At 64.5% G+C, this 13,801-nt stretch carries 15 protein-coding genes and 1 other RNA gene; 7 read left to right on the top strand and 9 right to left on the bottom strand.

What is annotated here, in order from left to right:
- Positions 1-3 precede the first annotated feature (3 nt).
- Positions 4-1,269 carry an ATP-dependent Clp protease ATP-binding subunit ClpX gene (clpX, locus tag V6B15_RS09975; protein ID WP_253518729.1) on the top strand — a complete coding sequence of 422 codons (1,266 nt, stop codon included), beginning with the start codon at positions 4-6 and terminating at the stop codon, positions 1,267-1,269.
- 166 nt (positions 1,270-1,435) lie between these two features.
- Positions 1,436-1,594, top strand: coding sequence for a hypothetical protein (locus tag V6B15_RS09970; RefSeq protein WP_334201022.1), 159 nt, complete (start codon positions 1,436-1,438; stop codon positions 1,592-1,594).
- A 115-nt stretch (positions 1,595-1,709) separates the two neighbouring features.
- Here V6B15_RS09970 and V6B15_RS09965 read toward each other — a convergent pair whose 3' ends face one another.
- From V6B15_RS09965 to mtgA, 5 genes are all read right to left on the bottom strand, one after another.
- A complete protein-coding gene (locus tag V6B15_RS09965) occupies positions 1,710-2,279 on the bottom strand; it encodes a fasciclin domain-containing protein (RefSeq protein ID WP_334201021.1) in 570 nt (189 codons plus the stop codon).
- Positions 2,280-2,374: 95 nt separating this feature from the next.
- A complete protein-coding gene (locus V6B15_RS09960) occupies positions 2,375-3,094 on the bottom strand; it encodes an anti-sigma factor (protein WP_334201020.1) in 720 nt (239 codons plus the stop codon).
- A complete protein-coding gene (locus tag V6B15_RS09955; protein ID WP_334201019.1) occupies positions 3,091-3,660 on the bottom strand; it encodes a sigma-70 family RNA polymerase sigma factor in 570 nt (189 codons plus the stop codon). The genes V6B15_RS09960 and V6B15_RS09955 overlap by 4 nt, the downstream gene beginning before the upstream one ends.
- Positions 3,660-4,571, bottom strand: a complete 912-nt coding sequence (locus tag V6B15_RS09950) for a cation diffusion facilitator family transporter (RefSeq protein WP_334201018.1) — start codon at positions 4,569-4,571, stop codon at positions 3,660-3,662. The genes V6B15_RS09955 and V6B15_RS09950 overlap by 1 nt, the downstream gene beginning before the upstream one ends.
- A gap of 5 nt (positions 4,572-4,576) precedes the next feature.
- Positions 4,577-5,245: a monofunctional biosynthetic peptidoglycan transglycosylase gene (gene mtgA / locus V6B15_RS09945; protein ID WP_334201017.1), complete on the bottom strand. Its 669-nt coding sequence runs from the start codon at positions 5,243-5,245 to the stop codon at positions 4,577-4,579.
- A gap of 111 nt (positions 5,246-5,356) precedes the next feature.
- On the opposite strand from mtgA, the gene V6B15_RS09940 reads away from it, so the two are divergent.
- Positions 5,357-6,691 (top strand): amidohydrolase, encoded by a 1,335-nt coding sequence (locus V6B15_RS09940; RefSeq protein WP_334201016.1) that lies wholly within the window; start codon positions 5,357-5,359, stop codon positions 6,689-6,691.
- Between the two features lie 72 nt (positions 6,692-6,763).
- On the opposite strand, the gene rpoH is transcribed toward V6B15_RS09940, so the two are convergent.
- Positions 6,764-7,669, bottom strand: coding sequence for an RNA polymerase sigma factor RpoH (gene rpoH / locus V6B15_RS09935; RefSeq protein WP_334201015.1), 906 nt, complete (start codon positions 7,667-7,669; stop codon positions 6,764-6,766).
- A gap of 122 nt (positions 7,670-7,791) precedes the next feature.
- Complete coding sequence (locus V6B15_RS09930) at positions 7,792-8,736, bottom strand: RluA family pseudouridine synthase (RefSeq protein WP_334201014.1); 945 nt, start codon at positions 8,734-8,736, stop codon at positions 7,792-7,794.
- 16 nt (positions 8,737-8,752) lie between these two features.
- On the opposite strand from V6B15_RS09930, the gene V6B15_RS09925 reads away from it, so the two are divergent.
- From V6B15_RS09925 to V6B15_RS09915, 3 genes are all read left to right on the top strand, one after another.
- On the top strand, positions 8,753-9,148 hold the full coding sequence (locus V6B15_RS09925) for a M67 family metallopeptidase (RefSeq protein WP_334201013.1): 396 nt from the start codon (positions 8,753-8,755) through the stop codon (positions 9,146-9,148).
- A gap of 34 nt (positions 9,149-9,182) precedes the next feature.
- Positions 9,183-9,842, top strand: coding sequence for a histidine phosphotransferase family protein (locus tag V6B15_RS09920; RefSeq protein WP_334201012.1), 660 nt, complete (start codon positions 9,183-9,185; stop codon positions 9,840-9,842).
- A gap of 95 nt (positions 9,843-9,937) precedes the next feature.
- Positions 9,938-10,588, top strand: coding sequence for an N-acetylmuramoyl-L-alanine amidase (locus V6B15_RS09915; RefSeq protein WP_253522984.1), 651 nt, complete (start codon positions 9,938-9,940; stop codon positions 10,586-10,588).
- Between the two features lie 21 nt (positions 10,589-10,609).
- Here V6B15_RS09915 and V6B15_RS09910 read toward each other — a convergent pair whose 3' ends face one another.
- The gene (locus V6B15_RS09910; RefSeq protein ID WP_334201011.1) at positions 10,610-11,056 is read right to left on the bottom strand and encodes a BLUF domain-containing protein; all 447 of its coding nucleotides are present in this window, start codon (positions 11,054-11,056) and stop codon (positions 10,610-10,612) included.
- A gap of 15 nt (positions 11,057-11,071) precedes the next feature.
- Positions 11,072-13,111, bottom strand: a complete 2,040-nt coding sequence (locus tag V6B15_RS09905; protein WP_334201010.1) for a putative bifunctional diguanylate cyclase/phosphodiesterase — start codon at positions 13,109-13,111, stop codon at positions 11,072-11,074.
- A 197-nt stretch (positions 13,112-13,308) separates the two neighbouring features.
- Between V6B15_RS09905 and rnpB the strand changes: the two genes are divergently transcribed.
- Positions 13,309-13,723, top strand: an RNA gene (gene rnpB / locus V6B15_RS09900) — RNase P RNA component class A.
- Positions 13,724-13,801 lie beyond the last annotated feature (78 nt).

The following is a 13,801-nucleotide window of genomic DNA, read 5'->3' as shown; positions in this document are numbered from 1 at the left end:
GATATGACCAAGTTGAGCGGAACCGACAGTAAATCGACCCTGTATTGCAGCTTTTGCGGCAAGTCGCAGCACGAGGTGAGGAAGCTCATCGCGGGCCCGACCGTGTTCATCTGCGACGAATGTGTCGAACTGTGTAACGACATCATTCGCGAAGAAACCAAGGCGGGGCTGACCGGCAAGAAGGAAGGCGATGTTCCCACGCCGGCCGAAATCTGTGCCACGCTCGCCGATTATGTGATCGGTCAGGAACGCGCGAAGCGCGTCCTCTCGGTCGCGGTGCACAACCACTACAAGCGGTTGAAGCACGGCGCGAAGGCGGGCGATGTGGAACTGGCCAAGTCGAACATCCTGCTCGTCGGTCCGACCGGTTCGGGCAAGACGTTGCTGGCGCAGACGCTGGCGCGCACTTTCGACGTGCCTTTCACCATGGCCGATGCGACCACGCTGACCGAAGCCGGTTACGTGGGCGAGGACGTGGAAAACATCATCCTCAAACTGCTCCAGTCGTCCGACTACAATGTCGAGAAGGCGCAGCACGGCATCGTCTATATCGACGAGATCGACAAGATCACGCGCAAGGCGGAAAACCCCTCGATCACGCGCGACGTATCGGGCGAGGGTGTCCAGCAGGCGCTGCTCAAGCTGATGGAAGGGACCACCGCTTCGGTCCCGCCGCAGGGCGGGCGCAAGCACCCGCAGCAGGAATTCCTGCAGGTGGACACGACCAATATCCTGTTTATCTGCGGCGGCGCCTTCGCCGGGCTCGACAAGATCATCGGCGACCGCCTGCAGAAGCGTTCGATCGGCTTCGGTGCGCATGTCGCCGACCCGGACAAGCGGCGGGTGGGCGAACTGCTCGAGAAGAGCGAACCGGAAGATCTGCTCAAGTTTGGCCTGATCCCGGAATTCGTCGGCCGCCTGCCGGTCATCGCCACGCTGCACGATCTCGATGTCGATGCGCTGGTGACGATCCTGCAGGAACCGAAGAACGCCATCGCCAAGCAGTATCACAAGCTGTTCGAGCTCGAGGATGTCGAGCTGACCTTCACCGACGAAGCGCTGCGCGCGATCGCCGAACGCGCGATCAAGCGCAAGACCGGCGCCCGCGGATTGCGTTCGATCGTCGAAGGCATCCTGCTCGACACGATGTTCGACCTGCCCGACATGGACGGGGTGACCGAGATCGTGATCGACAAGGACGTGGTCGAAGGCAAGAAAGAGCCGATCCAGGTCCATGGCGGCAAGAAGGACGAGGAAGAGGCGGCCTGACCAGGCAGCGCTTCCTGTTCGTCTGCGGCAAGAACCGCTGGCGAAGTCCGACAGCAGAGCACATTTCTCCGGCAGGAAGGGCGTTGATGTCCTTTCTGCCGGAATTGCATCCGAAGCCGACACGCCGCTCGATGACGAGCTGGTGTGCTGGGCGGACCGCATTTTCGTGATGGAACAGAGACACCGGACCGCCGTCCGGCGGCAGTTCAGATCGTCGCTGGGTTCGACACTGATCGTCTGCCTCGGGATACCCGATCGCTATCGGTACATGGACCCCCACCTTATCGACCTGCTCGAGCGCAAGATGACGCGGTTTACCGGCTGAGCAGGTTTTGTCCTCGCGACAAAAAACCCCGCCCGGCCTCTGCTGAGCGCCGGACGGGGACAGTGGAGTGCCGGGCGGAGATGGAAGTGACCCGATCGGCACCCGTGGGGATGGCTTAGCCGGGCAGGAAAACGCCGTCGGTCACGTGGATCACGCCGTTGGCGGTATCGACATCGGCCTGCACGACCTTGGTTTCGCGGCCCGCGCCGTCGGTGACCACGATGGTGTGCCCGTCGAAGCGCGCGCTAAGCGTGTCACCGGCGACGGTCGTGAATTCATAGCTTCCGCCTGCGCCGCGGATCGCCTGCGTCAGCGCCGTGGCGGGAACCCGTCCCGCAACTACGTGATAGGTCAGGATGGAGGTCAGCTGGCCCTTGTTCTCGGGCTTGAGCAGCGTGTCCACCGTTCCTGCGGGCAAAGCGGCAAAGGCATCGTCGGTCGGAGCGAAGACCGTATAGGGGCCGGGGGCAGACAGCGTCTCGACGAGATCGGCGGCCTTGACCGCGGCGACCAGCGTGCCGTGCACGCCCGTGCCCATCGCGGTCTCGACGATATTCGGCTGGTTGGTCTCCGCCGCCTTGGCGTGGTGGTCGGCAAAAGCCGGGGTACCGGTCATGAGGGCGAAACCGCCCATGGCGGCGATCGATGCAAAGGCCGCGGCCTTGAGCTTGCTGGAAATCGGCATGTGTAACTCTCCTTATGCGCCAGGCCCCGTCCAGCCTGTGCACCGAGTTACGCAAGGAGCTGCGCGCCGGATGCACGCCGCCGCTCTATTTATTTTCAGATCGCGGTGAAACGGGCCTCCGCGACCACCGGACCCGCCCCGGCATCGGCGGGCTTGCCGCCGAGCGGTTCGCGGGTCAGCACCAGCTGCGAACCGTCGTGCAAGGCCTGCGCGACCGCATCGGGCACATCGTGTGCAACCACCTTGCCAGGCGTCACGATACCCAGCGACACCAGCTCGCCCTCCGGCGGGACGAACCATATTTCGTGATCGTGGACCCCGTCTGCCGTCAGCCCGATCGCCCCGACGAGCAGGCTGTCCTCTGCGGGGAGATAGGTGAAGTCGAGCCGCAGCGGCGTTCCCGCGATGGGCATGTTGGCGGCCAGCGGCGGCCCTGCGGCGACCGGGCCCTGTGCAATATCGGGCAGCGTATCGCCGGGGCCGGTCAATTGCGGCAGCGCGAGGAAGGCCAGCACCACGGCGGCGACTGCGCTCAGCCCGCCCGCCCATTGCCAGCGGCGCAGGCTGCGGCGCAGCGAAACCACTTCGGCGCTGCCGGTATCGCGGGACAGTTCGGCTTCGATCCGTTGCCACACCTCCGCGCGCGGCAGGCGCGGGGGGATGTGGTCGGCCAGCGGGGCGAGCCGCTCGTGCCATTGGTCGACCTCGGCAGCGAACTTGGCGTCACTGCCAACGCGTGCACGCGCCGCGAGCAGCTCTTCGCCTTCGAGCAGGCCGAGCGCATATTCGGCGGCGAGGGTCTGGTCGCCGGTCATTCACCCGCCTCCATACAGGCCTTGAGCTTGGCGAGGCCGCGGCGGATCCAGCTTTTCATCGTCCCCAGCGGCACGTCCATGCGGTCTGCCAGCTCGGCATAGGTACGACCTTCGAAGAATGCGGTCCGGATGGCATTGCGCGGGGTGTCGTCCAGCGTGTCGAGGCAGCCATGCACGCGGGCTTCGCGTTCGGCGTCGATCAGCATGGTTTCGGCAAGCGGTGTCTCGTCGGCGAGCGGTGCCGCCTCGTCCTCGGATACCGAACCCCGGCGCACCTTGCCCGTGCGCAGGCGATCGATCGCGCGGTTGCGCGCGAATGTCGCCAGCCAGGCGATCGGGCTGGCGCGGTCGGGATCGTAACGATCCGCGCGCCGCCAGAGGGTGAGATAGACGTCCTGCAATGCGTCCTCGGCTTCCTTTTCGTCCCCCAAGATACGGTAGCAGATGCCCAATAGTTTCGCCGAGGTCGCGCGGTAGATGTCCTCCAGCGCCGCGCGGTCGCCGCTGGCGAGTCGGCTCATGGCAGCCTTGAGCCGATCGCGGGCTTCCTGGCTGGCGGGTTGCATCAGCAGCCCGCCCCGCAATTGGCGCGGGTCGTTTCGATCTGGATCGTCGGATGGCCGATGCGGTGGTGATGCTCCAGTTCATGCGCCAGTTCGAGCAGGAACGGATCGCCCGGATGGCCGCCGGGCATCACCAGATGCGCGGTCAGCGCGGTCTCGGTGGTGCTCATCGGCCAGATGTGCAGATCGTGCACCGCTTCGACCCCGGGCAGACCGGACAGATAGGCGCGCACCTCGTTTTCCGAAATGCCCTTGGGCACGCCGAGCATGCTCATGGCGACGCTGTCCTTGAGCAAGCCCCAGGTCCCCCAGGCGATCACTGCCACGATGGCCAGGCTGACCGCCGGGTCGATCCAGCGCTCCCCTGTCATGATGATTGCCACCCCCGCGATGACCACGCCGAGGCTGACCAGTGCATCGGCCGCCATATGCAGGAACGCGCCGCGGATGTTGATATCGTGCTGCCCGCGCATGAACAGCGCAGCGGTGCCGGCATTGATGACGATGCCGATCCCGGCGACCACCACCATGGTTTCCCCCGCGACCGGGGCGGGTTCGGCAATCCGGTTGAGCGTCTCGAACAGGATCGCCCCGATAGCCACCAGCAGCAGCCCGGCATTGGCCAGTGCCGCGAGGATGGTCGAGCTCTTGTATCCATAAGTGAATCGCTCCGACGCGGGGCGTCTGGCAGCGACGCTGGCGCCCCATGCGAGCAGCAGCGCGAGGACATCGGAGAGATTATGCCCGGCATCCGCGATCAGCGCCATCGAGCCGGAGATCCAGCCATACACCGCCTCGATCGCCACGAATGCGGTGTTGAGCACGATACCGATCAGGAAGGCATTGCCGAAATCGGCGGGGGCATGGCTGTGCCCATGCCCATGATCATGCGAATGGCTGTGACCCGCTCCCATCGACCCTACCGATAGACGCAGGAATCGAGCCCGTCACGGGATACCGACCCGATCCGTGCGGATATCGTGTTGCCGTGGCGCGCCAGCCAGCCGCGGGGATTGACGACCGAGCGTTCCTTGGGGAGCGGCAATGCGGCGGCCATCCGCGCGGCTTCGAGCGGGGTGAGCGAGGCGGCGGACTTGCCGAAATAGCGGCGTGCGCCAGCCTCCACGCCATAGGTGAGAATGCCGGTTTCGGCGACGTTGAGATAGACTTCCATTATCCGCCGCTTGCCCCAGATCTGCTCGATCAGCACGGTGAACCACGCCTCGAAGCCTTTGCGGACATAGCCACCGCCCTGCCACAGGAAGACGTTCTTGGCGGTCTGCTGGCTGATCGTCGAGCCGCCGCGGATCCGTCCGCCGCGCGCATTGCTGGCGATGGCGTTCTCGATCGCTTCGCGGTCGAACCCGTCATGGGTGCAGAACTTGCCGTCCTCCGCCGCGATCGTCGCGCGCACCATGTTACGGTCGATATTGGACAGCGCGGTCCAGTCCTTGGTGATGCCATTGCCGTCGAGCAGCATGGTGGCGGTCACCGGCACGGGCACGAATTTGAACAATAGGACGAGCGCGAGGCTGAGGCCCACGAAGCCGATCAATGTCTTGAACAGGAAACGGACCAGCCAGCGCATGCCAGCGCATCTAGCCGCGGGGACAGGGCAAGGCAATCTGCCTGCTTGCCGCGCGCCGCCACGCATGCTTACTTTGCCGCGCGGCCACGGGGGCCTGGAGGGAACATTTTCATGCGCAAGGCAATTTTCGGACTGGCCGCTTCGGCAGTGGCACTGACCTGGGGCGCGACGCCCGCAGCGGCAGATCCCGCAGCGGTAAAGCAGGCCGTGGCTGCGGATTACGACAATCACCTCGAAGACCTGTTCCTCCATTTTCACGCCAATCCCGAACTGTCCTTCCTCGAAACTGCAACCGCCGCGCGGATGGCCGCGGAATTGCGCGCCGCAGGTCTCGAGGTGACCGAAGGCGTCGGGGGAACAGGCGTGGTCGGCATGGTGCGCAATGGCGACGGGCCGCTGATCCTGCTGCGCGCGGATATGGACGGGCTGCCGCTGCCCGAGAAGACCGGCCTCGACTATGCGTCCACGGCGACGCAGGTCGGGCAGGATGGCCAGGAATACCCGGTCATGCATGCCTGCGGCCACGATGTGCATATCACCTCGATGGTCGGCACCGCGCGGCGGCTGATGGCGACGAAAGACCAATGGTCGGGCACACTGATGTTCGTCGTACAGCCGGCCGAGGAACGCGTCGGCGGCGCGGCGGCAATGCTGGAGGACGGGCTTTACGACCGCTTCGGCACGCCCGATTACGCCTTGGCATTCCATGTCGCCTCGATCCTGCCCGCGGGCAAGATTTCGGCCTCGGAAAGCATCCAGTATTCGAGCGCGGATTCGGTCGACATCATGGTGCCCGGCGTGGGCGCGCACGGGGCCAGCCCGCATATGGGCCGCGATCCGGTCTATATCGCCTCGCAGATCGTCACCGCGATGCAATCGGTCGTCAGCCGCGAGGTCGAGCCGTTGTCACCCGCCGTGATCACGGTCGGCGCCTTTCACTCGGGCACCAAGCACAACATCATTTCCGACCGCGCCGATCTGCAACTGACCGTGCGTGCCAATGACGAGGGCACGCGGGCGCAGCTGCTTTCCGCGATCGAACGGATCGCGGTCAATATCGGCGCCGCGCATGGCCTGCCCGACGATATGCCCGTGCAGGTCCGCGTTTCGGAAGGGACCCCAGTCACCAATAACGATCCCGCGCTGGCGCGCCGGCTGAACGCGGTGATGCAGCGTGATCTTGGCGAGGATGTCTTCATCCCGTTCCAGCAGCGCGGCATGGGAGCGGAGGATTTCGCCTATTTCGTGGCCGAGGAATATGGCGTTCCCGGCTATTACTTCGCGGTCGGCGGTACCCCTCAGGCTGCGTTCGACGCGGCAGCAAATGGCGGACCGCCGGTCCCGTCGCATCACTCGCCGCTGTTCAAGATCGCCCCGCGCGAGAGCGTGACTCTGGGAACCGAGGCAATGGTCGCCGCGGTGCTGGACTTGGCGCCCGCCAGCTAGGGGTCATGACACGAAAAGGCCGCCGACACCCACGGGTATCGGCGGCCTTTTCAGTGTCGGTTTGCCTCTGGCTTACGCCACGCCGGCCAGCAGCCGGTCACCGGCGATGGTCTTCATCGCCTTCTGCACCTTTTCGAACGCGCGCACTTCAATCTGGCGGATGCGTTCGCGGCTGACGTCGTAGACTTGGCTCAGTTCCTCCAGCGTCTGCGGGTTTTCCGTCAGGCGCCGTTCGGTAAGGATGTGCTTTTCGCGCTCGTTAAGGCTGTCCATCGCCTCGACCAGCATGTCGTGGCGCACTTCGGATTCCTGCGCGTCGGCGACCAGCTCGTCCTGCAACGGACCATCGTCCTTGAGCCAGTCCATCCATTCGCCCGAACCTTCTTCGCCATTGCGCATCGGCACGTTGAGCGAACCATCGCCGCCCATCAGCATGCGGCGGTTCATATTGACCACCTCCTGCTCGGGCACGCCGAGATCGGTGGCGATCTTGGCCACATCGTCGGGATGAAGATCGGTGTCCTCGTAAGCGTCGAGGTTCTTCTTCATCCGGCGCAGGTTGAAGAACAGCTTCTTCTGCGCAGCGGTGGTGCCCATCTTCACCAGGCTCCACGAACGCAGGATATATTCCTGGATGCTCGCCTTGATCCACCACATCGCATAGGTTGCCAGGCGGAAGCCGCGATCCGCCTCGAACTTCTTGACGCCCTGCATCAAGCCGACATTGCCTTCGGAAATGAGGTCGGACACCGGCAGGCCGTAGCCGCGGTAACCCATGGCGATCTTGGACACCAAACGCAGGTGCGAGGTGACGAGCTGCGCAGCAGCTTCGGTATCGTCATGTTCCTCGTAGCGCTTCGCGAGCATGTATTCCTGCTCTTGCGTCAGCACGGGGAATTTCTTGATTTCGGAGAGATAGCGGTTGAGGCTCTGCTCACCGCCGAGCGCCGGAACGCTCAAAGTTTTGGTATTGCTCACTTGTACCCTGACCTTTCTAGCGTCGACCTCGCGTGGCGGACCCCTGATGGGCATCCGACCTTCGGGCCACTAAGGTTACCTATAGCGGACGCAGCCCAGATTGCACACGCCTTTCGTCGATTTCAACGTGCGGTTTGGTCGATCAGTTCCCGCATATCGGAGGGCGGTTCGGCGCAGAAATCCAAGCTTTCGCCGCTGATAGGATGTCTGAATCCCAACCGTGCGGCGTGCAATGCCTGGTGCGCGAAACCGAGCTCTTCGAGCAGGGGCCTGAGGGCCTTCGGGGTGCGTCCATAGACAGGGTCCCCCAATAGCGCATGGCCGATTGACGCACAGTGAACACGGACCTGGTGCGTGCGCCCGGTTTCGAGACGGCATTCTATCAACGATGCGTGGGTCAGCGCCCGGAGGGTCTCGTAATGTGTGACCGCGTGCTTGCCGCGGGACGTGTCGTCGGGCAGCACCGCCATCTTCTTGCGGTCGCGGTCCGAGCGGCCGAGCCGCCCGGCAATCGTGCCCGCGGGCGGGTTCGGGTGGCCAGCGCACACCGCGAGATAGCGGCGGGTGATCGAATGGTCGGCGAACTGGCGCGCCAGTCCTTCATGCGCCGCATCCGATTTGGCAACAACCAGCAGGCCCGAGGTGTCCTTGTCGATACGGTGGACGATCCCCGGCCGCGCGACGCCATTGATGCCCGACAGCTGACCCGCGCAATGATGCAGCAGCGCATTGACCAGCGTGCCGTCCGGATTGCCCGCTGCCGGGTGAACCACCATGCCCGCCGGTTTGTTCACGACCACCAGATGCGCATCCTCGAACACCACATCGAGCGGGATGTCCTGCGGCTCGGCTGCCAGCGGTTCGGGCGGGGGCATGGCGATGGTGAAGCGTTCCTCGCCCTGGACCTTGGCCGATGCGCTGCGCGCCAGCGTCTTGCCGACGGTCACGGCGCCCTCGGCGATCAGGCCCTTGATCCGTTCGCGCGACAGTTCGGTCGCTTCGGCCAGTGCCTTGTCGAGGCGGCCGCTGCTGGTCAGCTTTCCGGTGATGATATCGGCATCGGCCATGCTAGGGCCATGCGCGATGCCGGCCCAAGTCTCAAGCGATGTCGTCGAACGCCTCGTCACCGAGGCGCGGTTGGCGCATCCGCAGGAATGCTGCGGCATCCTGCTGGGCGGCGGCGACGCGATCACCGCAATTCGGCCCGCGCGCAACGTCCACCCCGATCCCGCGCGCCGGTTCGAGATCGACCCCCAGGCTCTGGTCGATGCCTATCGCGAGGCCCGCGAGGGCGGTCCGCAGGTGCTGGGCTATTACCATTCGCACCCCAATGGCGTGGCCGAGCCCTCGGCCACCGATCGCTCGCTCGCGGCGGGCGACGGGGCGATCTGGGCGATAATCGCGGCAGGGCGAATCACCTTGTGGCGTTCGGGGGATGCAGGGTTCGCGAAGCTTCCCTATGAGCTTGCCCCTCGCTAAGACCGTAATCGAATATTCACCACTCGGAATCTCAATGGACGACCGCCAATCGATCGATCTTGCCGCGATGCTATGCTCGCGCTTGTGCCATGACCTGCTCAGCCCCGTCGGGGCGCTGTCCAACGGGCTCGAGCTGCTGGCGATGGAATCCGATGCCGAAATGCGTGCCAATGTGATGCAGCTGCTCGAGCAGAGCGCGCTGATCAGCACCAACAAGCTCAAATTCTTCCGCCTCGCCTTCGGGGCCGCAGGCGGTTTTGGCGAACGCGTCGAGATTGCCGAACCGAAGGCGCTGATCGAGGCGCTGATCGCCGACAAGCCCAATATCACGATCGAATGGGCGCTGGCCGAACCCACTCTCGGCAAGCCCGCGGTCAAGGTGCTGCTCAATTTCGCGCAGATCGCGATCGATGCGCTGGTGCGCGGCGGGACGCTCGATATCGGGGCCGAAATGCGCGATGGCGCGTGCGAGATCGTGGTTCGCGCAATCGGGCCCAAGATCGCTTTCGACGACACCATCGGCAAGGCGCTCGACGGGTCGCTCGACCGCGCCGACCTGACCAGCCGTACGGCGGCCGCGCACATGATCAATCTGCTGGCCACCGAAAGCGGGGGCGGGCTGCAATATCACAAGGGCCCCGATGCGCTGGTGCTCGGCGCGGTCCTGCCTGCGGGTGAAGGGCTGATCGGGTGAGCTCCGATTTCGGCAAGCTGGGCCAGGGGCTCCCCGCCAGCAAGGACGAACTCGTCGACCGCGAAGTGCTCTCGCCCAACCACGACGAACGCACCATGCCGATCGACATGTTGGTGATCCATTATACCGAGATGGAGGACAAGGGCTTCGCCATCGAGCGATTGTGCGATCCCGAAGCCAAGGTCTCGGCGCATTACCTGATCGGCGAATGGGGTGAGGTTGTCCGGCTGGTCCCCGAGGAAAAGCGCGCCTGGCATGCCGGCCAGTCCTACTGGCGCGGGCACAAGGACGTGAATTCGGCCAGCATCGGGATCGAGCTCGACCATCCGGGCCACAAATATGGCTACCGCGAGTTCAACGATGCGCAGTTCGAAGCGCTGGTGCCGCTGGTTGCGCGGATCGTGAAGCAATACGATATTCCGCGCACCAATGTGGTCGGCCATTCGGATGTCGCCCCGGCGCGCAAGATCGATCCGGGCGAGCTGTTCCCGTGGGAGCGACTGGCCGAATACGGGCTGTGCCTGCCGCGCCCGAAGAAGCTCGAACGGGGCGATCCGTTCGACAATGACGCCTCGTTCTACCTCGCGCTCGAGCGCTTCGGCTACGATATCACCGATGGGCACAAGGCGGTCGAAGCCTTCCAGCGTCGTTGGCGCCCCGAGAAGATCGACGGGGAAATCGACGGCGAAGTGCGCGCGATCCTGTTCCAGCTCCTGCTCGATCGCGACCGGGGGAACGCCCGGTAATCCGGCGACCGCGCCGCCCGATCAGGCGGGCGAGACCAGCCCGTTGGCTTCGCATTCGAGCAGGCATTCGTGCATCTTTTCGACCGCGACCCGCGCATTCACGCCCATCAGGAAGCGGATGTGCCGTAGCTCCTCGTCGAGCGGGGAGGCGGGATCCTCTCCGCCGGACAATTCGGCCATGTGCCAGCGGCCGAACATGCGGTCCTTGACGCCCACCAGATCGACCAGTCGCACCTGCGCATGATCGAAATCGCAGCAGATCCGCTCGAACACCTGCTCGACCGCCGGGCCTTCGCCTTCGAGCAGCTGGATAAACTGGTCCTCGACGAAGACGAGCACCCCGGTGATGCCGAGCTCCTTGTTCCGCATGGCCGCACGCGCGGCCATGTTGCTGACCTGCTGCTCGACCGTCAGTTCGGCGGGCACGAGGCAGGAGCGGCTGGTGTATAGAAGCCTGCTGATGGGCATGGTCGTCTCCCGGGCCTAGACTTCGGCCAGATCGGTTTGCGTACCGGCAAAGGCAAGGAAGGCCGCGGGCGGTATCGGGCGCCCGGTCAGGAAGCCTTGCACTTCGTCGCAGCCGTGATCGCGAATGAACGACAGTTGCGAATCGGTTTCGATGCCCTCGGCGGTGATCTTCATGTTCAGGCTGGCGCCCAATTGCGCGATCGCCCGCACGATCGATGCGCTGCCCACATCGTCGGGCAGTTTCTGGACGAAGCTCTTGTCGATCTTGATCCGGCTGATCGGAAAGCGGTGCAGATAGCTCAGCGACGAATATCCGGTCCCGAAATCGTCTAGCGAGATACGGACCCCCAAGTCGCGGATACGCGTGAGCGTGCGCAGCGCCGCCTGATCGTTGTTGAGCAGCGCGGTTTCGGTAATCTCGAGTTCGAGGCGGTGCGGCGCAAGGCCGGAATCGGCCAGCGCCTGCGCCACGGTCTGCGGCAGGCGCGGATCGAGCAATTGCACGGGCGAGACATTGACCGCCAGATCGATATGCGCGGGCCAGGACGCGGCATCCTTGCACGACTGGTGCAGCACATCCGCACCGATGCGCGATACCAGCCCCAGTTCCTCGGCAATCGGGATGAATTCGGCCGGCGAAATCTCGCCGTGTTCGGGGCAGGTCCACCGCAGCAGCGCTTCGGCGCCCGTGACTGCGCCGCTGCGCGAGGCAAAGACCGGCTGGTAAACGATCGTGAACTCATCGCGCATGCAGGCCCGGCGCAGTGCGGCTTCCAGGGACCGGCGACGCTGGATGATCTCCATCAGCGTCGGTTCGAACACCCGGTGCGTCTGCTTCCCGTCATGCTTGGCCGAATAGAGTGCGATATCGGCATGCTGGACCAGCACGTCGGGGGCGATCCCGTGGTCGGGCGCCAGCGCCACGCCGACGCTGCCGCTGAGTTCGACGACATTGCCGTCGATGATCATGGGGCGCGACAGGACCTCTACCACTCGCTCGGCGATTGCCGTGGCGCGGAGATGCTCGCCAATGCCGAAACAGATGATGGCAAATTCGTCGCCGCCGATGCGCGCGACCATGTCACCCTCGCGCACCGCCAGGGTGAGCCGGTGTGCCAGACGCTTGAGAACCACGTCGCCGATTGGATGGCCAAGCGTGTCGTTGATCGGCTTGAAGCGGTCGAGATCGACCATCATCAGCGCGAAGGGCCGCCCGAACAGTGCGATCTTTTCGCATTCCAGCCGCAGGGCTTCGGTAAACTGGTGCCGATTGGCAAGATTGGTCAGCGCATCGTGCATGGCGATATGCGCAATCCTGCTCTCGCCCTCCGAACTGGTCTTGCGCTCGACGAGATAGGTCGAAATTCCCGTCCCGACGATGAGCAGCGCGACCATGCCGATCGCGGCGGCCATCGCGGCAAAGGCTTCGCTATCCCCGCCTTGCGAATAGCCTGCCATGGCCGAGACCGAGAAGGCGGCCATTCCGCCGAAATGGAGCCCGATGATCGCCAGCGCCAGCAGGGCGCCGGCATGCCATACGCTATGGGTTCCGGATTCGGCACGCAGCCGGCGGATCGCCAGCGATGAGCACGTCATGGCGATAAGCAGCGAAGCGATCACATACCGCCAGTCCCACTGCACGATCCCGTCCACGCGATAGGCGAACATGCCGACATAATGCATCGCCCCCATCGCCAGGCCGATGATCGACCCGCCGAGGATCGTTGCGGAGCGGGTGAATTTAGCAGAAGCCAGCGCGAGGCCGGTTCCGATGCCCCCGACTGCGATCAGGGCGGAGATGACGGTCAGCACCCCGTCGAGTGTGACCGGCGCATTCGGCTGATAGCCGAGCATGGCGATGAAATGCGTCGCCCAGGTGGCGGCGCCCGCGGTCACGGCGGACAGGAAGCACCAGTGGACCCGCGCGATCCCTTTCTCGGACAAAGTCCGGCGGAACAGCGTTGCCGAGACCATCGCCCCGGCGATGCACATCAACGCCGCCATCAGCACGAACCAGAGATTGTGATCGTAAATTATGCAGCTGATTATCAGCATGAAACCTCACGCGACCGCCCGCGTGGATTGCAGGCCGAAGGCCGCCTAGTCGGCAAAGGTTAACGATTGCTAGAAGTGACGGGGACTTAAGGCTAATGGTCGCCATTAATGCGTAAGGGAAGGAGGGCGGGGGCTCTCGATACCCAGCGTCTGCTTGGGCTTGGCGAAATGCCCCCTTTGCCCTATCTGCCACGGTGCCAGGGGGCCGGGCAGCCGCGTGCCGCAAGGTACGAGGAAAGTCCGGGCTCCACGAAACGAGGGTGGCGGGTAACGCCCGCCCGGCCGGTTTCTTTGGAGATCGGCCGAGGGAAAGTGCCACAGAGAGCAAACCGCCGATGGCCTGCTTGTAGGCTCAGGCAAGGGTGAAAGGGTGCGGTAAGAGCGCACCGGGGCTTCGGCAACGCGGCCCGCACGGCAAACCCCACCCGGAGCAAGGCCGAATAGGGGCGGCGCGTCCGCGCAAGCGGGCAGGTGCGTTTCGCATCGACCGCCCGGGTTGGCTGCTTGAGCTTCGGAGCAATCCGAAGCCTAGACGAATGGCTGCCGCCGCACGGCCGGTCCCTCGGGATACCGCGTGCGGGACAGAACCCGGCTTACAGGCCCCCTGGCAAATCTTCGACTGCGGGTAATAGCGAGGGCGTTGGGGTCTCTTCGGGGACCAGCTGCCCATCGACTTCGAGCCCTTCGAAT

Source organism: Qipengyuania sp. Mu-71, assembly GCF_036867055.1.
Lineage (GTDB): Bacteria > Pseudomonadota > Alphaproteobacteria > Sphingomonadales > Sphingomonadaceae > Qipengyuania > Qipengyuania profunda.
The sequence above is the reverse complement of the archived record's forward strand: the minus strand, read 5'-3'. Positions and strand labels throughout refer to the sequence as shown.